This is a genomic window from Klebsiella sp. GW_Kp182 (genome assembly GCF_040062275.1).
In the GTDB taxonomy this organism is placed as follows: Bacteria; Pseudomonadota; Gammaproteobacteria; order Enterobacterales; family Enterobacteriaceae; genus Klebsiella; species Klebsiella michiganensis.
In genome coordinates, this window is the sequence record NZ_JBEAFQ010000053.1 from 60,233 (window position 1) to 77,354 (window position 17,122).

Annotated in this window: 10 protein-coding genes and 4 pseudogenes; 2 read left to right on the top strand and 12 right to left on the bottom strand. The window is 52.8% G+C overall.

The features are described 5' to 3' along the window. Positions 1–45: 45 nt before the first annotated feature. The 12 genes and pseudogenes from ABLU88_RS22905 to tssB all read right to left on the bottom strand — a co-directional run bounded on the left by ABLU88_RS22905 (position 46) and on the right by tssB (position 12,632). Positions 46–411: a hypothetical protein gene (locus ABLU88_RS22905; protein ID WP_129896993.1), complete on the bottom strand. Its 366-nt coding sequence runs from the start codon at positions 409–411 to the stop codon at positions 46–48. After that, positions 392–1,186, bottom strand: a complete 795-nt coding sequence (locus tag ABLU88_RS22910) for a hypothetical protein (RefSeq protein ID WP_025105883.1) — start codon at positions 1,184–1,186, stop codon at positions 392–394. Before ABLU88_RS22910 ends, ABLU88_RS22905 begins: the two co-directional genes overlap by 20 nt. Before the next feature lie 11 nt (positions 1,187–1,197). Beyond that, positions 1,198–2,457: pseudogene (locus ABLU88_RS22915) on the bottom strand (DUF2345 domain-containing protein); the annotation flags it as partial. After that, positions 2,457–2,540 (bottom strand): annotated as a pseudogene (locus ABLU88_RS22920) (type VI secretion system lipoprotein TssJ); the annotation flags it as partial. The pseudogenes ABLU88_RS22920 and ABLU88_RS22915, both read right to left, overlap by 1 nt. Positions 2,541–2,599: 59 nt before the next feature. Then, entirely contained in the window at positions 2,600–3,829 is a 1,230-nt protein-coding gene (locus tag ABLU88_RS22925; protein WP_048262264.1) for a T6SS immunity protein Tli4 family protein, read from the bottom strand. Beyond that, the gene (locus tag ABLU88_RS22930; protein WP_348838061.1) at positions 3,826–6,240 is read right to left on the bottom strand and encodes a phospholipase D-like domain-containing protein; all 2,415 of its coding nucleotides are present in this window, start codon (positions 6,238–6,240) and stop codon (positions 3,826–3,828) included. Before ABLU88_RS22930 ends, ABLU88_RS22925 begins: the two co-directional genes overlap by 4 nt. Position 6,241: 1 nt before the next feature. Then, positions 6,242–7,792 (bottom strand): annotated as a pseudogene (locus ABLU88_RS22935) (DUF2345 domain-containing protein); the annotation flags it as partial. Beyond that, positions 7,791–8,516: pseudogene (locus ABLU88_RS22940) on the bottom strand (OmpA family protein); the annotation flags it as partial. The pseudogenes ABLU88_RS22940 and ABLU88_RS22935, both read right to left, overlap by 2 nt. Continuing rightward, the gene (tssL, locus tag ABLU88_RS22945; protein WP_049080336.1) at positions 8,516–9,205 is read right to left on the bottom strand and encodes a type VI secretion system protein TssL, short form; all 690 of its coding nucleotides are present in this window, start codon (positions 9,203–9,205) and stop codon (positions 8,516–8,518) included. The pseudogene ABLU88_RS22940 and the gene tssL, both read right to left, overlap by 1 nt. Then, entirely contained in the window at positions 9,202–10,551 is a 1,350-nt protein-coding gene (gene tssK / locus ABLU88_RS22950) for a type VI secretion system baseplate subunit TssK (RefSeq protein WP_064377202.1), read from the bottom strand. Before tssK ends, tssL begins: the two co-directional genes overlap by 4 nt. A gap of 13 nt (positions 10,552–10,564) precedes the next feature. Next, a complete protein-coding gene (tssC, locus tag ABLU88_RS22955; protein WP_025108179.1) occupies positions 10,565–12,100 on the bottom strand; it encodes a type VI secretion system contractile sheath large subunit in 1,536 nt (511 codons plus the stop codon). Positions 12,101–12,140: 40 nt separating this feature from the next. Beyond that, a complete protein-coding gene (tssB, locus tag ABLU88_RS22960) occupies positions 12,141–12,632 on the bottom strand; it encodes a type VI secretion system contractile sheath small subunit (protein WP_014229069.1) in 492 nt (163 codons plus the stop codon). A gap of 859 nt (positions 12,633–13,491) precedes the next feature. Between tssB and ABLU88_RS22965 the strand changes: the two genes are divergently transcribed. Then, a complete protein-coding gene (locus tag ABLU88_RS22965; protein ID WP_042945327.1) occupies positions 13,492–14,574 on the top strand; it encodes a malate/lactate/ureidoglycolate dehydrogenase in 1,083 nt (360 codons plus the stop codon). Between the two features lie 236 nt (positions 14,575–14,810). Beyond that, complete coding sequence (fdhF, locus tag ABLU88_RS22970; RefSeq protein ID WP_348838065.1) at positions 14,811–16,961, top strand: formate dehydrogenase subunit alpha; 2,151 nt, start codon at positions 14,811–14,813, stop codon at positions 16,959–16,961. The last annotated feature ends 161 nt before the right edge of the window (positions 16,962–17,122 follow it).

Sequence of the window (17,122 nt, forward strand, 5' to 3'; positions counted from 1 at the left end):
CGAATTATATAAAATGATAGAGGTTTAGGTCCTAAGGAATAGGAATTATCCTATATTTCGTTTTAATTTTTTTGCAAGAATAATTATTGCGTAACCGGATAATGAGGAACCAAACATCAACATTACGCGAAGTGGATTTGTTCCATACCATGTATAAAACATAAATACAAAAGCCACACCAAGGATGGGTATTGAATGTTTTAATTTAATGAAGGCTGAGAGAAATATTATTGGAATAATAATGCACCGCATGTATAACATTACAAATCCAAGACCAACACCTCTACTTCGAGTAGTGAAATGATCCATATACCATTTGTAGCCGAAATAATGAACAGTGACAACAAGAATGCATCCAAGGACTGCAATTAGAATATTTATTGCAATGGTTTTATTTTTTCCAAATTCCATATTTTTCCAACTCACTATTTTTTATTGGGGCACCAAGCATTTCTGCTTTTACTGAGTTACTTATTTCTTTAACTTCAACTGCTGGATAAGATTTTCCCGTAGATGTTACTTTATATGTAAAATTCTTGCTAGCAAATAAAGCCCCTCTTAATACGAAATAATTATCATACTCATTGGAATAGTCCTCACTCCCTGTTATTGTACCTGCACCCCATTCAATTCCGATTTGTACTGTTTTAGTTATGCTCTGAGTGCTACGGTAGGTGTCAACGGCAAATGGTATCTGGCCCACGGCGTCCGTCCAATAGGGGATGTCGGAGATTAATACCAAAAGATATCCTGCTCCACCTTCAGGGTTCTGCTTCCAATCTCCTTCCATATTTTTATAAAAACTATATGATGGTCTGTCAATCAAGGAAAACTTAGCTATATCATCCCATGTAAATATTTTATATGCTTCTTTAGCATAGTCTGCGTCATTAATAAAAAGTAATTCCCTATAGTTATCTGCTAACGGCTCAAACCATTGATATTGAAAATGATCATAAAGGGTTTGAGCCGTTAATATTGAAAACCCATCCTCTTCGGCACCTCGTAAAACAAATAGAACCTCACCGTTTTTTCTGGTGATAATTAAAACGTTTGGTACTTTAATGTCATGAGGTGTGCTGTCATTTTCTGGAGTTGTTTTTCCTTTTATGCCCAGCTCAGTCTTTCCATCCTTTGTAACTATCAGATAGGGGGTTCCATCTATTTCAATATTTATTTTTTTCATGGTATTATTGCTCAGCTTACAAATATCCAATATTCATGTTCACTGTCTCTTTTGTCTATGTATCCATCTGTGCCGAAGCCAGAAAGTAGTTCCTCTCCATCCGATGTTTCAACACGATAATTGACATTTGAAGAGAAATTTAACTTTCTGTCGTAATACTGAATGATCATTGTCATCTGCTTCATTGACTCAATTGGTAGATCGGTTGCACCAGCAAACATAGTCCGCTTCACTTTGCGCAAATACGATGCTGTCGTACCATACTCGATCTTCCCGGCCTCAAGCTTCAGGTAACTGCCACCACCAATTAGGGTGATACGTTTCTTTCCGGCAAAGGAGATGTCACTCGCTGAGCTCAGCGTCAGCTTCTTCTCAGCGAACAACCGCATACTGGCGTTTTGTGCCTGGACATCTATTGGCCCTTCCCCGGATTTCAGGCTCAGTTGACCGGTGCGGGCAAAGAGCCCCAGCTTCTCCCCGATCAAAGCGGTCGCATTGCCCATCACTCCAACACTGAAGTCTTCTCCGGCGTTTAGCGCAAGGTTCCGTTCAGCGGCCAGCTGCATATCTTCACCACTGGTCAGGGCCACGCCTTCCGGCGCCGAGAAAAGCACCGCTTCATTGAGCGGTTTCAGCCGCTGCTCAAACATCTCTATCTGGCTGTCGACATCGCCCTTCAGCGCCTGCGCCTGCGCCGCCGCGATTTCCAACTGCTGCAGTTGCTGGTTAAGCCGGTCGATTTCCTTCAGCGCGGCATCCATGTCCAGGGCCTCACCCTGCGCCTTCACCTGCGCATCCGCGCTGACAAACAGCCCCTTCCCGGCTCTCAGGGTTCCCCACTCGTCGGTGCGCAGCTCCGTTCCCTGACTACGACGTTGCCCATGGCTGTCCACCAGATGCCCGCTGTTGAGCTGGGTCTTCCCGTACTCCGTGGCAAGTTTGATATGCTCCTCACCGCGCTTATCCTCCATCCGCAGCTTGTTGTTCGCCGGGGTGCGCAGCACGTTGCGCGTGTGGTTGTCGCGGGTCACGTGGTCCGGGTGTTCAGAATCGTGCAGCGTATGGGCGATGTACGGCAGGTCAATATCACCGTTGCTGTACGCAATTGCCACTTCCGTCTCGTCGGTGAGTGGGGTGTGCCAGCCGTATGTATCACCAGAGTACGGCTTCGCCATCCGCAGCCACAGGTAGCCGTAGCCCGGCTCTGTCCCTTCCCGGTCAAAGTCCAGCTTCACCCGGTAGCGCCCCTGCTCGTCCAGGTGAGCGTAGATACCGTATTTGCCTTGCGCAGCAGCGTCTGGTAATCGGCGGCATCAACCGCTTTACGATCCCTGAGCTGATAAACCTGCATCATAAAAGTAGTGTTGGGTGAAAATAAAGGAATAGAAAATTGGGGGAGCAGTAATAAATGAATTACCGTCTCTTAATCGAACTGACAATATGTTCAGCAAGTTTTTCTAGGTCATCTTTATCCATCGGTGGTTGTTTTTTAACCTGACTACTGTCTTGCATAACATAGAGCAATAAATCAGGTTCCATACTTCTGACATTATGATTGCCCTGCACATAAGCAACATAACCATAGTTAATATAATTCAGGCGATTAATTACTTGATCCTTATAGTCATATACTGGGACATCACGAAAAGTTGCCTTCACAAAAGTCCCAAGCCCGTCACGCCCGTCCATCTTAATTGGGCGCCATTTCGGGCTGATTAACTCTTTCGAAACAGATGACCACTGGTATTTTCTGTTCCACAAATAAGTAACAAAATCCTTAGCACTTTCATTTTCAGGACGCTGAAACCTTGGTCCAGGCTCCATGCCTAAATCCTGAAAAAATATGGTCACATCCGGGTGATTTTTCAGACGGTAAGTGACCGCCATATTACGCAGTTCATGGCCAGAATCCCCGGCGATAAAACCATAGGGTATACAAAAACCTTGCGCTGTGGGAACCTGATAGAGTTTGCGAGACTGGAATCTGTTAAGTAATGAAAGAATTTCAGGTTCACTCTCTTGCAGTTGTTTCTCTGCCGTTTGTGTTTTATCACCTGTGTCCTTCTGATATTTCTTCCAGAAATGATATAAACGTTCATCTTTTTTCACAAAAAGGCTATAAGTTCTGTTTTCATATAGCACAAAAGCATCAGTATAATCTTTAATGATATAATTATGCTTTCTTTTAAATTCTGATCCTGGCGTAACAGGATCGTTAAATAATTCTAGATTACGATCTTCATATTGCCTGGCAACCTTCACACCAAAATCTCTGTTAGCGATTACTTTGTTTCGATACTCTACCCAATTAATGGATGTGCGACTCTGTGATGAAATGCCCAATTTATATTGCCCGTAATAGAATTCAGTAAATTGCGCCTGAACAGAGCTATCATTCCGAACAAAAGTATTCCTTTCGAACTTTACTTCTGGGCTTGCATATAACCTTGTTTTTATATCCCCATCGTTTTCGGGTTGCTCTCTGGGATTAACAAAATCTTCAACCTGATACAATGCTATTTCAAGATTATCTGGCAACGCTAATTGATAATAGCCCACACACTCATTTTTCCATTCCTGGCTATATGCGTTAAATGAAAAGAGTAAGCAAACAGATAACACTGGCAAGCACAGAGTTTTCATAGCAACACTCCACTTCTGTCATTATTTTCAAAAATACCAGCAATCTGAAAGTCATTACTATTTAAGCCATTATTATTGGCTATAAGTCGTATATTATAAGGAATCAGGTTATTCTCTCCCTCAGTCCAGTGAACGGGTAACATAGTAAAATATCCCTTAACGCCGTTCAGTTTATTACTATGCTGGACTGTTCTATTAGTAGCCCAGAATGTTTCTGAAAACGGCATATTTTCCTTATCAGACTCTGCCGCTGTAGAATTAACCGAAATTACTGGCCAGACAGAAGACCTGATTTTACTTTCAGTGCTATCAGGATAATCGTTACCTCCATCCAGTTGATAATTATCTCCTGGAATAAAGTTGAATACTGCTTCGTAATTTTCGGCATTTTTTTTCGCCAGCATCTGAATTTTTTCCCATCCCGTCCTGAGTGCCGGTTTATCCAGCACATCTGCACACGCTCCCGCTGCGCTGCCCAGCCATTTACGCCATGCACTTTGTCTCAATTCGCGCGCAAAGTTTCGGGTCGGGGCAGCAACGCCCGTCCCATCCAGGTCCGTATAACAATGGGCTGTATCGGATATCAGTACCGCCAGCTCGGAGTCCCGGTCACCTTGCAGACTCCGGTCATTGATATTCGCACTTCCCACCAGAACATAGCGGTCATCGACAATCATCAGTTTACTGTGGACATATATCTGCTCTGTTACCGCCCTGCCGTTTAGTTCAGCGTGGTCGCGCAGATTCAGCATCGTCACATACTCATTGCATGCTTCCAGTGGAATGGTTTTATACTTATCGCCGCACTGCTCTTCCAGCTCAGTAATTTTCTGCCACCACTCCCTGCGCGGGACCGTCTGTAGCTCAAGTTGTTGTTTTACCCATAAGCTACGGCGAATACGGTTAAGCAGGCTCTGCGAACCAAAGACTAAGGACTGTCGGGTTAAATGAATTTGCGCCACAATGGCCGGATCATCAAGCCGCCCCTCTGGATACACCGGCAGTACAATATACACATGGAACGCCTGCTGCATATGACTAAAGACTGCCCGTTTAACCCGGTCTCCCAGCCATTCTGCCACCGGATTTTGCGGTGTCGTGTCATCAGCCAGGAGCCGGGTTGCCCAAGCTGCTACTGACGGATTAATGCTATCCGCCACCGGACTTAGCCCACTCCCGGCACTAATCGATGACCGCCCAAACGCCGAGACAAAGAACTGATTCTCAATATAAATATAGTGCTCCGCCTTGCTGATAAGCAGGTGGATACTGCGTAGGATATCATCCTGTTTGAGCCTGGCCTTTGGTGCGCTGTCCGGCATACGTTTATGCTCATCTTTACGCATGTCGAGTGAGGCACTGCGCAGCACCTGCACCTGGCAACTGCCTTTTTTCCGTGGCGGTGCTGCCGGAACCTCCAGTTCAGGAACAGAGGTTTTCAGCGAATGATCCGGATAGGGGTGACTATAACTGTTCCAGCGAAACACAAAGTTACGCACCAGGTCATAAACCGCTGGCCCTTCAATTTGCATTTGGTAGTCCTGCCAGGGCATCCGGGGCTGGACCGTCGGGTCCAGATAGGTACTGTCCTTTGACGTGGCGGATGACTGCCAGTGCTGATGGCTGAGCACGTTATTGATAATGTGCTGTACACTGTCAGCCTGCCGACGCTCAGCTTTTTGCCGTTCATCCTGCTGGTTATCCCGCCGGAATCCCCCTGCCGGGATGACATATTCCTCCATGGGGTTGTAACTGCTTTGCCGCGAAACAGGCGGGATGCACGAATTGTACATATTCATCCCCTGTCGTCCGTCTGCATTTGCCTGCAAACCATAATGGTCATCATAGCGTCCGTAGGCCAGGTCAATACCGCCGACAAACGCAACTTCTTCATCAACAATCACGCATTTCTGGTGATGCGAAAACATCATTCCGGATTTAGAATCCGCACACTGAACATAAAAGGCCTTGCGCTTCAGATAACAATTCATCGCCGCAAACACCCGCTCTGTTGCCGCCGAATAGGTTTCCACCTGTGAGGGATTATTCCACGGCATAATGTACACCTGCAGTTCCGGTGAAGCCTGTACGGCTTCCAGTAATGCATCCACCAGGCGAACCCCTTCCGCTAGTTGGGCATCCCAGTTAACCTGCCAGCCTGTGATGTAAACACATTTTTGGGCCTGTTTAAAGGCAGTCAGTAACGCAGTAAAATAGGCCTTTCCCCCCAGGAAAGCCTGCACCGCATTACCTTCGGTATACTCGGCAAAGTTTTCTGACTGACGCTCCTGGCCACTGGTGTAATGTACCCAATGGTTGTGAGTTAACGTGGCTGTATAGCTCTTGTCGCTTTTGTCATCAAAATACACACTCCCCCGATTCATGCCATCATCAAGTTTTTGCACTGCCATCTTATTTTTCCTCCCTGAGTGAATCGAGTATTGCCCCGTTGATCTGTTGTTCATCCTGTATACATTGTTTCAGCTTTTCGCCAGGTTGAATGTTGTCGGAGACCGAATTGAACATGCGATGGAATCCCATTGCATCCTGTGCACAGAAGTCCTTTGCATCACTGCCTGTGTCGGCAGGTATCATATTGAAATACAACCTGTGCGCGCGGTCACCAGCCACCATCCATAAACGGGACGAATACTGTGATGCCAGTTTTATCAATTGCGCCTGTTGTGTTTCTGACTGGAGAACATTGCCAGCATCGTCCGTTTGTCCGTTCATAAGGACTTCATCGGTAGAAATGGCCTGCATGTAAGAGCCTGCCTCGACGATTTGCCACTGGCGCACTGATTGTGCAAGTCCGTTTACTCCTGGCGCATCAGACAAACGGAGCACCGGCTTAAGGTTCTGACTGATCGGTTGGGAGGTGAATAAATCAACCAGTGGCATCACTGGCAGATTTAACGGCATACTCGCCGCCCCCGCCGCCATAGTCCGCTTCACCTTCCGCATATACGTCGCCGTCGTCCCGTACTCCACCTTCCCGGCCTCAAGTCGCAGATAGCTTCCGCCACCGATCAGCGTTATACGTTTTTTCCCGGCAAAGGAAATGTCACCCGCTGAACTCAGCGTCAGCTTCTTCTCAGCAAACAACCGCAGGCTGGCGTTCTGCGCCTGGACCTCTACCGGCCCTTCTCCGGATTTGACGCTCAGCTGGCCGGTGCGGGCAAAGAGCCCCAGCTTCTCCCCGGCCAGCGCGGTCATGTTGCCCATTGTTCCGATGCTAATATCCCCCCCAGCATTCAGGGCGACATTTTTTGTGGCCGCCATTTGCAGATGCTCACCGCTGGTCAGCCCCATCCCTTCCGGGGCGGACATCAGCAGCACCTCGTTTAGCGGTTTCAGCCGCTGCTCAAACATCTGTATCTGGCTGTCGACATCCCCCTTCAGCGCCTGCGCTTTTTCTGCGGCCATTTCCAGCTGCTGCAGTTGCTGATTAAGCCTGTCGATTTCCTTCAGCGCAGCGCTCATATCCAGTGCGTCACCCTGCGCTTTCGCCTGCGCATCCGCGCTGACAAACAGTCCCTTCCCCGCTCTCAGGGTTCCCCACTCATCGGTGCGCAGCTCGGTGCCCTTGCCGCGACGTTGCCCCTGTGCATCCACCAGGTGCCCGCTGTTGAGCTGCGTCCTGCCGTATTCCGTGGCGAGTTTGATATGCTCCTCGCCGCGCTTATCCTCCATCCGCAGCTTGTTGTTCGCCGGGGTGCGCAGCACGTTGCGTGTGTGATTGTCACGGGTGACGTGGTCCGGGTGCTCAGAGTCGTGCAGCGCATACGCAATGTACGGCAGGTCGATATCGCCGTTGCTATACGCAATCGCCACTTCGGTACCGTCGGTGAGCGGGGTGTGCCAGCCGTATGTATCACCAGAGTACGGCTTCGCCATCCGCAGCCAAAGATAGCCGTAGCCCGGCTCCGTGCTCTCCCGGTCGAAGTCCGGCTTCACCCGGTAACCGGTCAGGTTTCTCCAGCTCATCAGCCAGCGTATTACGGATAAAGGAGAATGCCTCGCTGACTGCTGGCAGTGCCAGGATATTGTCTTCCGCCTGCTGCCAGTCAATGAATGCCTGAGGCGAATCATTAACCGGACAGACAACCGGCTTATTACCCCGAACGATTATCCACGGCGTTTCAGGCCCGGAAAATTCGGCACTCAATACAACCGGCAGTGTGAAGCCCGTCAGGGACTGAATCTGCTTACACTGCTGGCGGAGCGTTTTCAGTGCGGAACGAAGAACGGCTTCATCCTGATGATGGTCTGGCAGGCAGCGGTACATCACCGAGAGCTGACCGACCTGGCGCGGGAACTGCGTCTGTATGTTGCGGACAACGTCAGTTAACCGGCTGACGTCACCGATCCGTAGCCACCATCCCTGGGCTGTTTTACGCAGAGGGCTTCGCTGAAACAACGCATCCGGCATGTCACCACACACCAGTACAACCGGGCCCCGGGTGTCGGGTAATGGCAGTTCAACAGTTGAGACGGTAGCACCGGATGCGGGCTCCTGACGCCGACAGTTTTTAAAGACAGTCCAGCCTGCCAGAAGGAGGATCAGCAGAGTGGCCAGGCCTTTAAAAACGTTGCCTGTCGGGATGAAATACCACAGCAGCCACAGCAATGTGGCAACGGCTGCTAAGGCGTGCAGGACTACCGGAATAATGACTGTTCTACGCATTAGCCATGCAGCTCCGGTATTTGTGCTGACAACAGAGCCTGAAGCCACAGATGGCCACCCCACCAGATAACCCCGGTAAGAATGACGGCGAGCGATATCCAGAACCAGACTGAGCGCATCAGACTCCAGCGATGTTTCCCCATCCGGTGAACAACCAGGGACAGGCCTGCATCAGGTGGAGAAACCCGCTCAGAAAGGGCTTTCACTACCTCATCTCGCTGCGACTGGCTGACCGCTTTCAGGCTGTATAATCCCTGAAAGCCCAGCGCTATCACACGGTGATAGCAGGTCAAAACGGCCGGATTCGGTGAGGGCTGATGCAGAACTTCTGCAATGCGATCCCATAGCGCTTCACCTGCCCGAAGTGAGCCAAAAAAACGGGCCTGAAGCGGCGCTTTACGCCAGGCCGCCTGGCCTTCATCCACTTTCGGCTCCTCTCCTTCTTCACTTTTTTCAGGCTTACGGCTCATCACCGTTTCGTCCAGCAGGGCACATTGTGCGTAGGATATATGCTCCACACTGGCGTCGTCATAACCGGCACGCTCCAGCGCTTCCCGCACACTTTCAACCTGTTTAACGCATTTGTTGTAAAGCGCAGGGCCATTAAGCGTGACGGCGCCTTTCTTAAGCATGGTGACGGTAAGCCACGTCTCCGTCATCAGCTGGTCGATATCGATATCCTGTCTCATGAGCGCAATACCGCAAAAAGTTCAAGTTCCAGGGCACCAAGTAACTCAGGCACATAGAACATACACACCCCCTGCTGCTGCATTTCATGCGCTGCGGGGCTTTCCATATCAAGGGCAAAGTACTGGTTTTCCATGCGTACAGGTAACGCTGCCGGGACCCTGCTCACCGGGATCAAAGGGATCCCCTTGAGTGCCGCACCATAGATCTCGCGGACATCGTCAGGTGAACCCGCCTGACAGAGTGCAGGGAATTTCTCCGCAACCTGCCAGGCCGGGATATCCGAGCGCACAGAGAGATAAAGGTCGGCCTCTTCACGCAGGCGGATATCATGAAGGCTGGCCTTCCAGGTCTGTCCGTCCGATCGGGACATCTCCAGCGCGATAACGCGGGATGGGAGACTTGCTTCCAGCAGCTCTGTGACCAGGTCAAAGAGCGGAGGAAACGCACTGGCCGGTTCCTCGTGGTCATAACCCGGTATGGCATCAAGATCATGGTCCAGGGAAAAGGTCAGCATACTGCCTGCCAGACGAGCGAGCTCCGCCCACACCTGTTCAGGCGGACGGGAAGGAAAACGTTCGTATTCTGTCAGCACTCTGGCGTGAGAATTCAGTGCATTCAGCAACCAGAAAAGGGAAACGTCGGCGACGGCAAAATCGGCGAGCCTTTCGTTGCTTTCACGACGCATCGTCATCAGACGCTGGCGTCGGGAGCGTAACTGGCGATTGAGCAGCACCAGACGTTCGCGAAGAACCGGGCTTGCCGCAAATGACGCAACAGGAGGAATAAAAGACGGATCCTGTCGCCACGCATTTTGCCCGTCCCGGATCAGTCTTGCTACCGGGCAGACTTTCCAGGAATCATTGCTTTCATGGGCAAACCGTATGGTGAGATTAAACCGGGCAACGGCCATGGATTCTTCTTCAGAGCCAAAGACATCCTGCAACGTCACCCACTCTTCACGATAGCGAAGCGGCCGGTCTGCTCTGACGCCTTCCTGTTCAACGTTGGCAACACCCGGCTGCATGTGAGGCAGTGCGATGACAACAGTGACCGCATCACGACCTGCCAGCTGGCTGGCATCTAACTCACGCGGTGCCGGAGGCAGATCGCTCCTTTGCGCGTCAATCAGCGAACCATCTTCCAGCCAGAGGCGTAACTGCGTAATCTGGATCAGACCGGACGAGAGAAGACTGTCATTAAACTCAACCTTTTCCACACCCCAGGGGAATGGGGATGCCAGCGCTGATGCACCGGCACTGCGAAAAGACTCCCATTCAGCCTGCTGCTGGAACTGTTGAGGGGACAGTAAAGCCCCCTCGTTCCACAGTGGACGATAAATTTTCATCCCTGCCCCCGCCTTACGCTTTCGCTTTCGGCATCTGAGAAACCAGAGACAGGTTCACGTCCATCCCTTCCACCTGGAAGTGCGGCACTGCGTACAGCTTCACGCGGAAGAAGCCCGGATTGTCCTCGATATCTTCCACCACCACCTTCGCGTCGCGCAGCGGGTGTGAGGCCTGCAGCTCGTCACCCGGGTCGGTCATCTCCGTCACCAGACCGCGCACCCAGGTGTTGAGCTCCAGCTCCAGCAGGCGGCGATCCTTGGTGGTGCCGATGTTTTCACGCTGAACGAGCTTCAGGTAGTGCGCAATACGCGACAGCAGGAAGATATACGGCAGGCGCGCGTTGATGCGGCTGTTGGCGGTGGCGTCGGCGGTGTCGTACAGCGCCGGCTTCTGGGCCGAGTTGGCCGAGAAGAAGCAGGCGTAGTCGCGGTTTTTGTAGTACGACAGCGGGATAAAGCCGAGGCTGGCGAACTCAAACTCGCGGGTTTCCGGGATCATCACCTCCGACGGGATCTTCACCTGGTTGCCTGTGCCCAGATCGTAGAGGTGGATCGGCAGATCTTTCACCGCTCCGCCCGCCTGCGGGCCACGGATCTGCACGCACCAGCCGTTATTAATAAAGCTTTTCACCATGTTGGACGCGAAAGAGAACGAGGCGCTGGTCCACAGGTATTTCTCGTGGTCCGGGCCTTTCACCTGCTCGACGTAGTTGAAGCTGCGCACCGGCACGGTGTCCGGTCCATACGGCAGGCGGCCCAGCACGCGCGGCATCACCAGGCCGATATAGCGCGCGTCGTCGGTGTCGCGGAAGGATTTCCATTTGATGTACTCGGCGCGGTCGAAGTAGTTGCCGATATCCTTGATGGCGGCAACCTCTTCCATGGACTCTTTCAGAAAGAAGGCCGGACCCACGGCGCCGATAAACGGCATATGCGCCGCGGCGGAGACGCCGGAGATGTTGCGCAGCAGCGCCACGTCCTGCGGGCTGGCGTCGAACTCATACGCGGAGATCACCGAGCCAATCGGCTCGCCGCCCGGGGTGTCGTACTCGGCGGTGTAGGTGTGCCAGTAGAGGCCGCTCTGAATCAGCTCCGGCGCGTCTTCGAAGTCCTGGCGCAGATCGTCTTTGGAGACATCCAGAATTTCGGTTTTGACGTTCTGGCGGTAGTCGGTGCTGTCCACCAGCTGCTTCAGGCCGCGCCACAGGGATTCCACCTTCTGGAACTCAGGATGGTGCATCACCGCGTCCAGCTGGCGGCTGATTTGATAATCCAGCTCCGCGATATGGTGGTCAATCAGGGTCTTGTCGAGCTTCTCCACGGTCTTTCCGGACTGACGGATGCAGTCCATAAATACCTGCATCGCCGCCGTCAGTCGTTCGCCCGCCGGGGCGTCGGACAGCGCGGCATCATCCAGAAAGTCGTTAATATCGCCCAGGCGGGACGCCGGGGTCAGGTTGATTTTGTCAAACAGGGAGGCGTAAACGCTCTCTTTTTCCAGTACAGCGGTCTGCCCCTGCGCGGGGGCGGTTTCAGTATTTACAGACATCAGCATATTCCCGGTTAATCCATTAAATAACGCACGCCGTTTATTTCGGGGCCAGCGCGCTCATTTCGTCGCGTAATTCCTGCGTCAGCGCCGGGTCTTTCAGGATTTTCTCAAGCTCTTTTCTGAAAGTGGCGTTATCAAGCAGGTTGGATTTGAGGTCGCGTAACAAATTACGCATCGCCAGCATGGCGCGGAGCTGGGGAATCTGGCGGGCCACCTGCTCCGGTTCGAAATCTTTCATATCGGCGAAGCGGAGCTGAATATTTTCTTCGGCGCTATCGCCGGCCAGCGTGTTCTGTACCGTGAGGCTGATTTCCGGGCTGAATTCCGAAAGTACGCTGTTGAAGTTATTTTTATTGACGTTGATTTTTGCTCTTTCCGATAATGGCCGGTCTTCTTTGCCATTACTGAAATCACCGATGGTGAGGAGTTTCAGCGGCAGCTCGACTTTCTTCTGCGCGCCTCCTGTGTGCAGAGCCAGCTTTAAATTAATGCGTGCCTTGGGCACCTCATTCTGGAACGTATCAGCCATAGCGGTCCCTTCCCGTGAGGAATAATGTGTTAAAGATAACGGTGTGTGATGACCCGGATATAGTAGAGCAAAGCGCCAAAAAATATCAACCAGCCTGTTCCAAAGTCCATTATAAGACTTTCCTCAGGCATCTTAAGGCAAATGTAAAAATGAAACGCATGAGACAAACAAAGCCGGTATGTAATAACAACCATTTGCTTACAATAAAGGCAGGATGTATACCTGACAGAGAAATGTGAATTAAATTCATATCTGAACAGGCAGCATTGATTGATGCAAATCAATATGTAACGCAAATACTGGTCATTCCGGATACTGAAAAGCGCGCGAGCAGGGGCGTAAGAAATAAATTATTTTTTATCGTTTACCGGCCATGAAAAAGTCCAGTAGTGGATTTTAATATGGCTATAATTAATGGCTACTAGGATTAATATAAAACTCACAAATAATATCTGCCAAATATCCGGTATCGATGGTTAAACCGGACAATGTATAGATTCGCGCTGAGAGAAAAAGAAATAGCGGCATTTCATTCAGCGGATATATTAGAACACAACTTACAATAATGCCTCTCACTCATATCATGCCCTATAACCTTCCTTGCGCCCTCCCCGTAGACAGAGAGAGACAACGTCTTTCTACGGTGAGCCATCCCAGTCAAGTCGCCAGAGAGAACATTCAGCGTTAATGATCCCTCATATCATCACCAGACTGCCCGGCCTCAACGCTGCACTTTCCCCTCAGCTCTTCTCTTTACCGCCACAGATTCAAAACCTTGATCTTCTCCGTGGCTCAGCGCAGCATGGAAATGCAAACACACTAAAACAAGAATTCGCAACCCAATCACAGGAGAGAATCAGTGCAAACAGGACATCGCTTCCAGGCCACGGATCTGCATCAATTTGTTAAAACCCTTTTCACCCATATGGGAAGCTCCCTCACCGAAGCATCGCTTATCGCCGACCATCTGATTGCCGCTAACCTGGCCGGGCACGATTCCCACGGCGTCGGCATGATCCCAAGCTACGTACGCTCCCACGCGCAGGGTTATCTCCAGCTCAATCGCCACGCCAGCGTGATGAAGGACGCGGGCGCGGTGGTCACGCTGGACGGCAACGGCGGCTTCGGCCAGGTGGTGGCCCATGAAGCCATGCAGATCGGCATTAAGAAAGCCAGAGAGCACGGTATGGCCGCCGTGGCGCTGCGTAATGCGCACCATATTGGCCGCATCGGCTACTGGGCAGAACAGTGCGCGGCCGCCGGAATGATCTCTATCCATTTCGTTAACGTCGTTGGCAACGTGATGGTCGCCCCGTTCCGTGGGAAAGACAGCCGCTTCGGTACTAACCCGCTGTGCGTGGTGTTCCCGCGCGCCGGCCATCCGCCGCTGCTGCTGGATTACGCCACCAGCGCCATCGCCTTCGGTAAAACCCGCGTCGCCTGGCATAAAGGCGTCCCGGTACCGGCGGGGTCGCTGATCGACGCTCACGGCGTCCCCACTACCGACCCGGCGGTGATGCAGACGTCGCCGCTGGGGGCGCTGCTGACCTTTGCCGAACATAAAGGCTACGCGCTGGCGACGCTGTGCGAAATTATCGGCGGCGCGGTATCCGGCGGTAAAACCTCGCATCAGGAGACGCTGCAGGGCAGCGTGGACGCTATCTTCAACTGCATGACCACCATTATTCTCAGCCCGGAAGCGTTCGATGCGCCGGATATGCAGCGCGAGACCGAAGCGTTTATCGACTGGTGTAAACGGTCGCCGCACGACCCGGACGCGCCGATTCTGGCCCCGGGCGAGTGGGAAGAGGCTAACCGCCAGCAGCGTCTGGCGCAGGGGATACCGCTGGACGCCGGAAGCTGGCAGGCGATTTGCGCCGCCGCCGAAGAAGTCGGTTTACCCGCCGACACCCTCGCGCAGCTGCGCCAGAAGCTGGCCTGATTTTTCCTCGATGACGCCCGAACGGGCGTCATGTCATCGTCATTAGTGTCGACATCACCGCCGCCTCGCCCTGGATGATCAACTATTCTATACAAATTCAATAAGTTAAGTTTTGGCACAGCGTATGCATAACGCTCCCGTCATTTGCCGGTGCGCTGGCTCATGACGCCCTGACAAAGGCGGGCCGGGCCCGGTCTGTCGTTGTTGTTTATTCTCTGTTAACAGGTCTGTTACTGATGAAAAAAATCACGAGCGTTTGCCCTTATTGCGGGGCCGGTTGCAAACTTAAGCTGGTCGTCGAAAACAATAAAATTCTCCGTGCCGAAGCCGCCGATGGCGTCACCAACCAAAACCAGCTGTGCCTGAAAGGCTATTACGGCTGGGATTTTCTCAACGACACCCAGCTACTGACGCCGCGTCTGCAGCAGCCGATGATTCGCTATCAGAAAGGCGGTAAGTTCACCCCGGTCAGCTGGGAGGAAGCTATCCGCTATACGGCGAATAAACTGCGTGAAATAAAGGAGAAGCACGGCCCACGCGCCATTATGACGACCGGTTCATCGCGCGGTACCGGGAATGAAACCAACTATGTGATGCAGAAATTCGCCCGCGGCGTGCTCCACACCAACAACGTCGACTGCTGCGCCCGCGTCTGCCACGGCCCGTCGGTAGCCGGGCTTCAATTGGCGCTCGGTAACGGCGCGATGAGCAACTCGATTAGCGATATCGAAAACTCGAAATGTCTGCTGGTCTTTGGCTATAACTGCGCTGACTCCCACCCTATCGTCGCCCGCCGGGTGATTAAAGCTCGCGAAAACGGGGCGAAAATCATCGTCTGCGACCCGCGCCGTATCGAAACCGCCCGCATCGCCGATCGCCATCTGCAGCTCAATAACGGCAGCAACATGGCGCTGGTCAACGCCTTCGCTCACGTTCTGCTGGAAGAAGATCTCTATAACCACGACTACGTAGACCGCTTTACCGAGGGGCTGGACGCCTATCGCGAAACGGTGAAAGACTATTCCCCTGAAGCCGTCGAAGGGATCGTCGGCGTGCCGGCCGCTGAAATTCGCCAGGCGATGCGCATGTTTGCCGCCGCGCCTTCCGCCACCATTATGTGGGGCATGGGCGTCACCCAGTTCGGCCAGGCGGTGGACGTCGTCAGAGGGCTGGCGAGCCTGGCGCTGTTAACCGGTAACCTCGGACGCGCCAACGTCGGCGTGGGTCCGGTACGCGGACAAAACAACGTCCAGGGCGCCTGCGATATGGGCGTCCTGCCGAATATGTTCCCGGGCTACCAGGACGTCACCGACGCCAGCGTTCGCGATAAGTTTGCCAAAGCATGGGGCGTTAACCCGGCTGTCATGGACGACCAGGTCGGTACCCGGATCACCGAAGTGCCGCACAAAGCGCTGGCTGGCGAAATCAAAGCCTACTACATCATGGGTGAAGATCCCCTGCAAACCGAAGCCGATTTAGGCCTGGTGCGTAAGGGGATTGAAGCGCTCGATTTTGTGGTGGTGCAGGATATCTTTATGACCAAAACCGCCGAAATCGCCAATGTGCTGCTGCCCGCCACCTCATGGGGCGAACACGGCGGCGTCTTTACCTGCGCCGACCGCGGCTTCCAGCGCTTCGAGCAGGCGATTATCGCCACCGGTAATGTTAAGCGCGACTGGGAAATCATCAGCCTGCTGGCCAGCGAAATGGGCTATCCGATGCATTACGATAATAACCAGCAGATCTGGGACGAAATGCGCGAACTCTGCCCGCTGTTCTACGGCGTCACCTACGAGAAAATGGGTGATATGAACCACGTCCAGTGGCCGTGCCCGACGCTGGATCACCCCGGTACGCCGTGGCTGTATAAAGATAACCTCTTCGATACGCCAACCGGCAAAGGCCAGCTGTTCGCCGCCCCGTGGCGCGCGCCTGCCGAGACGCCGGATGAAGCGTATCCGCTGGTGCTCTGTACCGTGCGCGAAGTCGGCCACTACTCGTGTCGTTCGATGACCGGCAACTGCGCGGCCCTGCAATCGCTTGCCGATGAGCCGGGCCGGGTACAAATCAATCGCGCCGACGCGCAGCGCCTCGGTATCGCCGACCAGCAGCTGGTGTGGGTCAGCTCGCGGCGCGGTAAGGTGATTACCCGCGCCGACATCAGCGATCGCATTAACGAAGGCGCGGTGTATATGACCTATCAATGGTGGGTCGGCGCCTGTAATGAGCTGACGCAGGATAATCTCGACCCGATCTCGAAAACGCCGGAAACCAAATACTGCGCGGTGAAGGTGGAGGCTATCGCGGATCAGCGCTGGGCCGAGCAGTATGCCTGGACAAGCTATAGTGAGATGAAAGCCCGCCTGAAAGCGGCGGTGAACGTGTAAAACACCGCGGGGAGATGCGCGCGTCTCCCTTCATATCCACTTTTGCTCCCGGGGGCTGCGCTCAACGTGCCTTGCCCAGGCTACAGGTTCAGTGCCATCTGCGGATCGGTAGCCCGGACAGATGCGCAGCATCGCCTCCGGGAAATTCAGCTACTCTGCGC

Bases quoted from the DNA above. Each gene is read 5' to 3' on its own strand.
- ABLU88_RS22905 (WP_129896993.1), bottom strand. From the start codon at position 411: ATGGAATTTGGAAAAAATAAAACCATTGCAATAAATATTCTAATTGCA.
- ABLU88_RS22910 (WP_025105883.1), bottom strand. From the start codon at position 1,186: ATGAAAAAAATAAATATTGAAATAGATGGAACCCCCTATCTGATAGTT.
- ABLU88_RS22925 (WP_048262264.1), bottom strand. From the start codon at position 3,829: ATGAAAACTCTGTGCTTGCCAGTGTTATCTGTTTGCTTACTCTTTTCA.
- ABLU88_RS22930 (WP_348838061.1), bottom strand. From the start codon at position 6,240: ATGGCAGTGCAAAAACTTGATGATGGCATGAATCGGGGGAGTGTGTAT.
- tssL (WP_049080336.1), bottom strand. From the start codon at position 9,205: ATGAGACAGGATATCGATATCGACCAGCTGATGACGGAGACGTGGCTT.
- tssK (WP_064377202.1), bottom strand. From the start codon at position 10,551: ATGAAAATTTATCGTCCACTGTGGAACGAGGGGGCTTTACTGTCCCCT.
- tssC (WP_025108179.1), bottom strand. From the start codon at position 12,100: ATGTCTGTAAATACTGAAACCGCCCCCGCGCAGGGGCAGACCGCTGTA.
- tssB (WP_014229069.1), bottom strand. From the start codon at position 12,632: ATGGCTGATACGTTCCAGAATGAGGTGCCCAAGGCACGCATTAATTTA.
- fdhF (WP_348838065.1), top strand. From the start codon at position 14,811: ATGAAAAAAATCACGAGCGTTTGCCCTTATTGCGGGGCCGGTTGCAAA.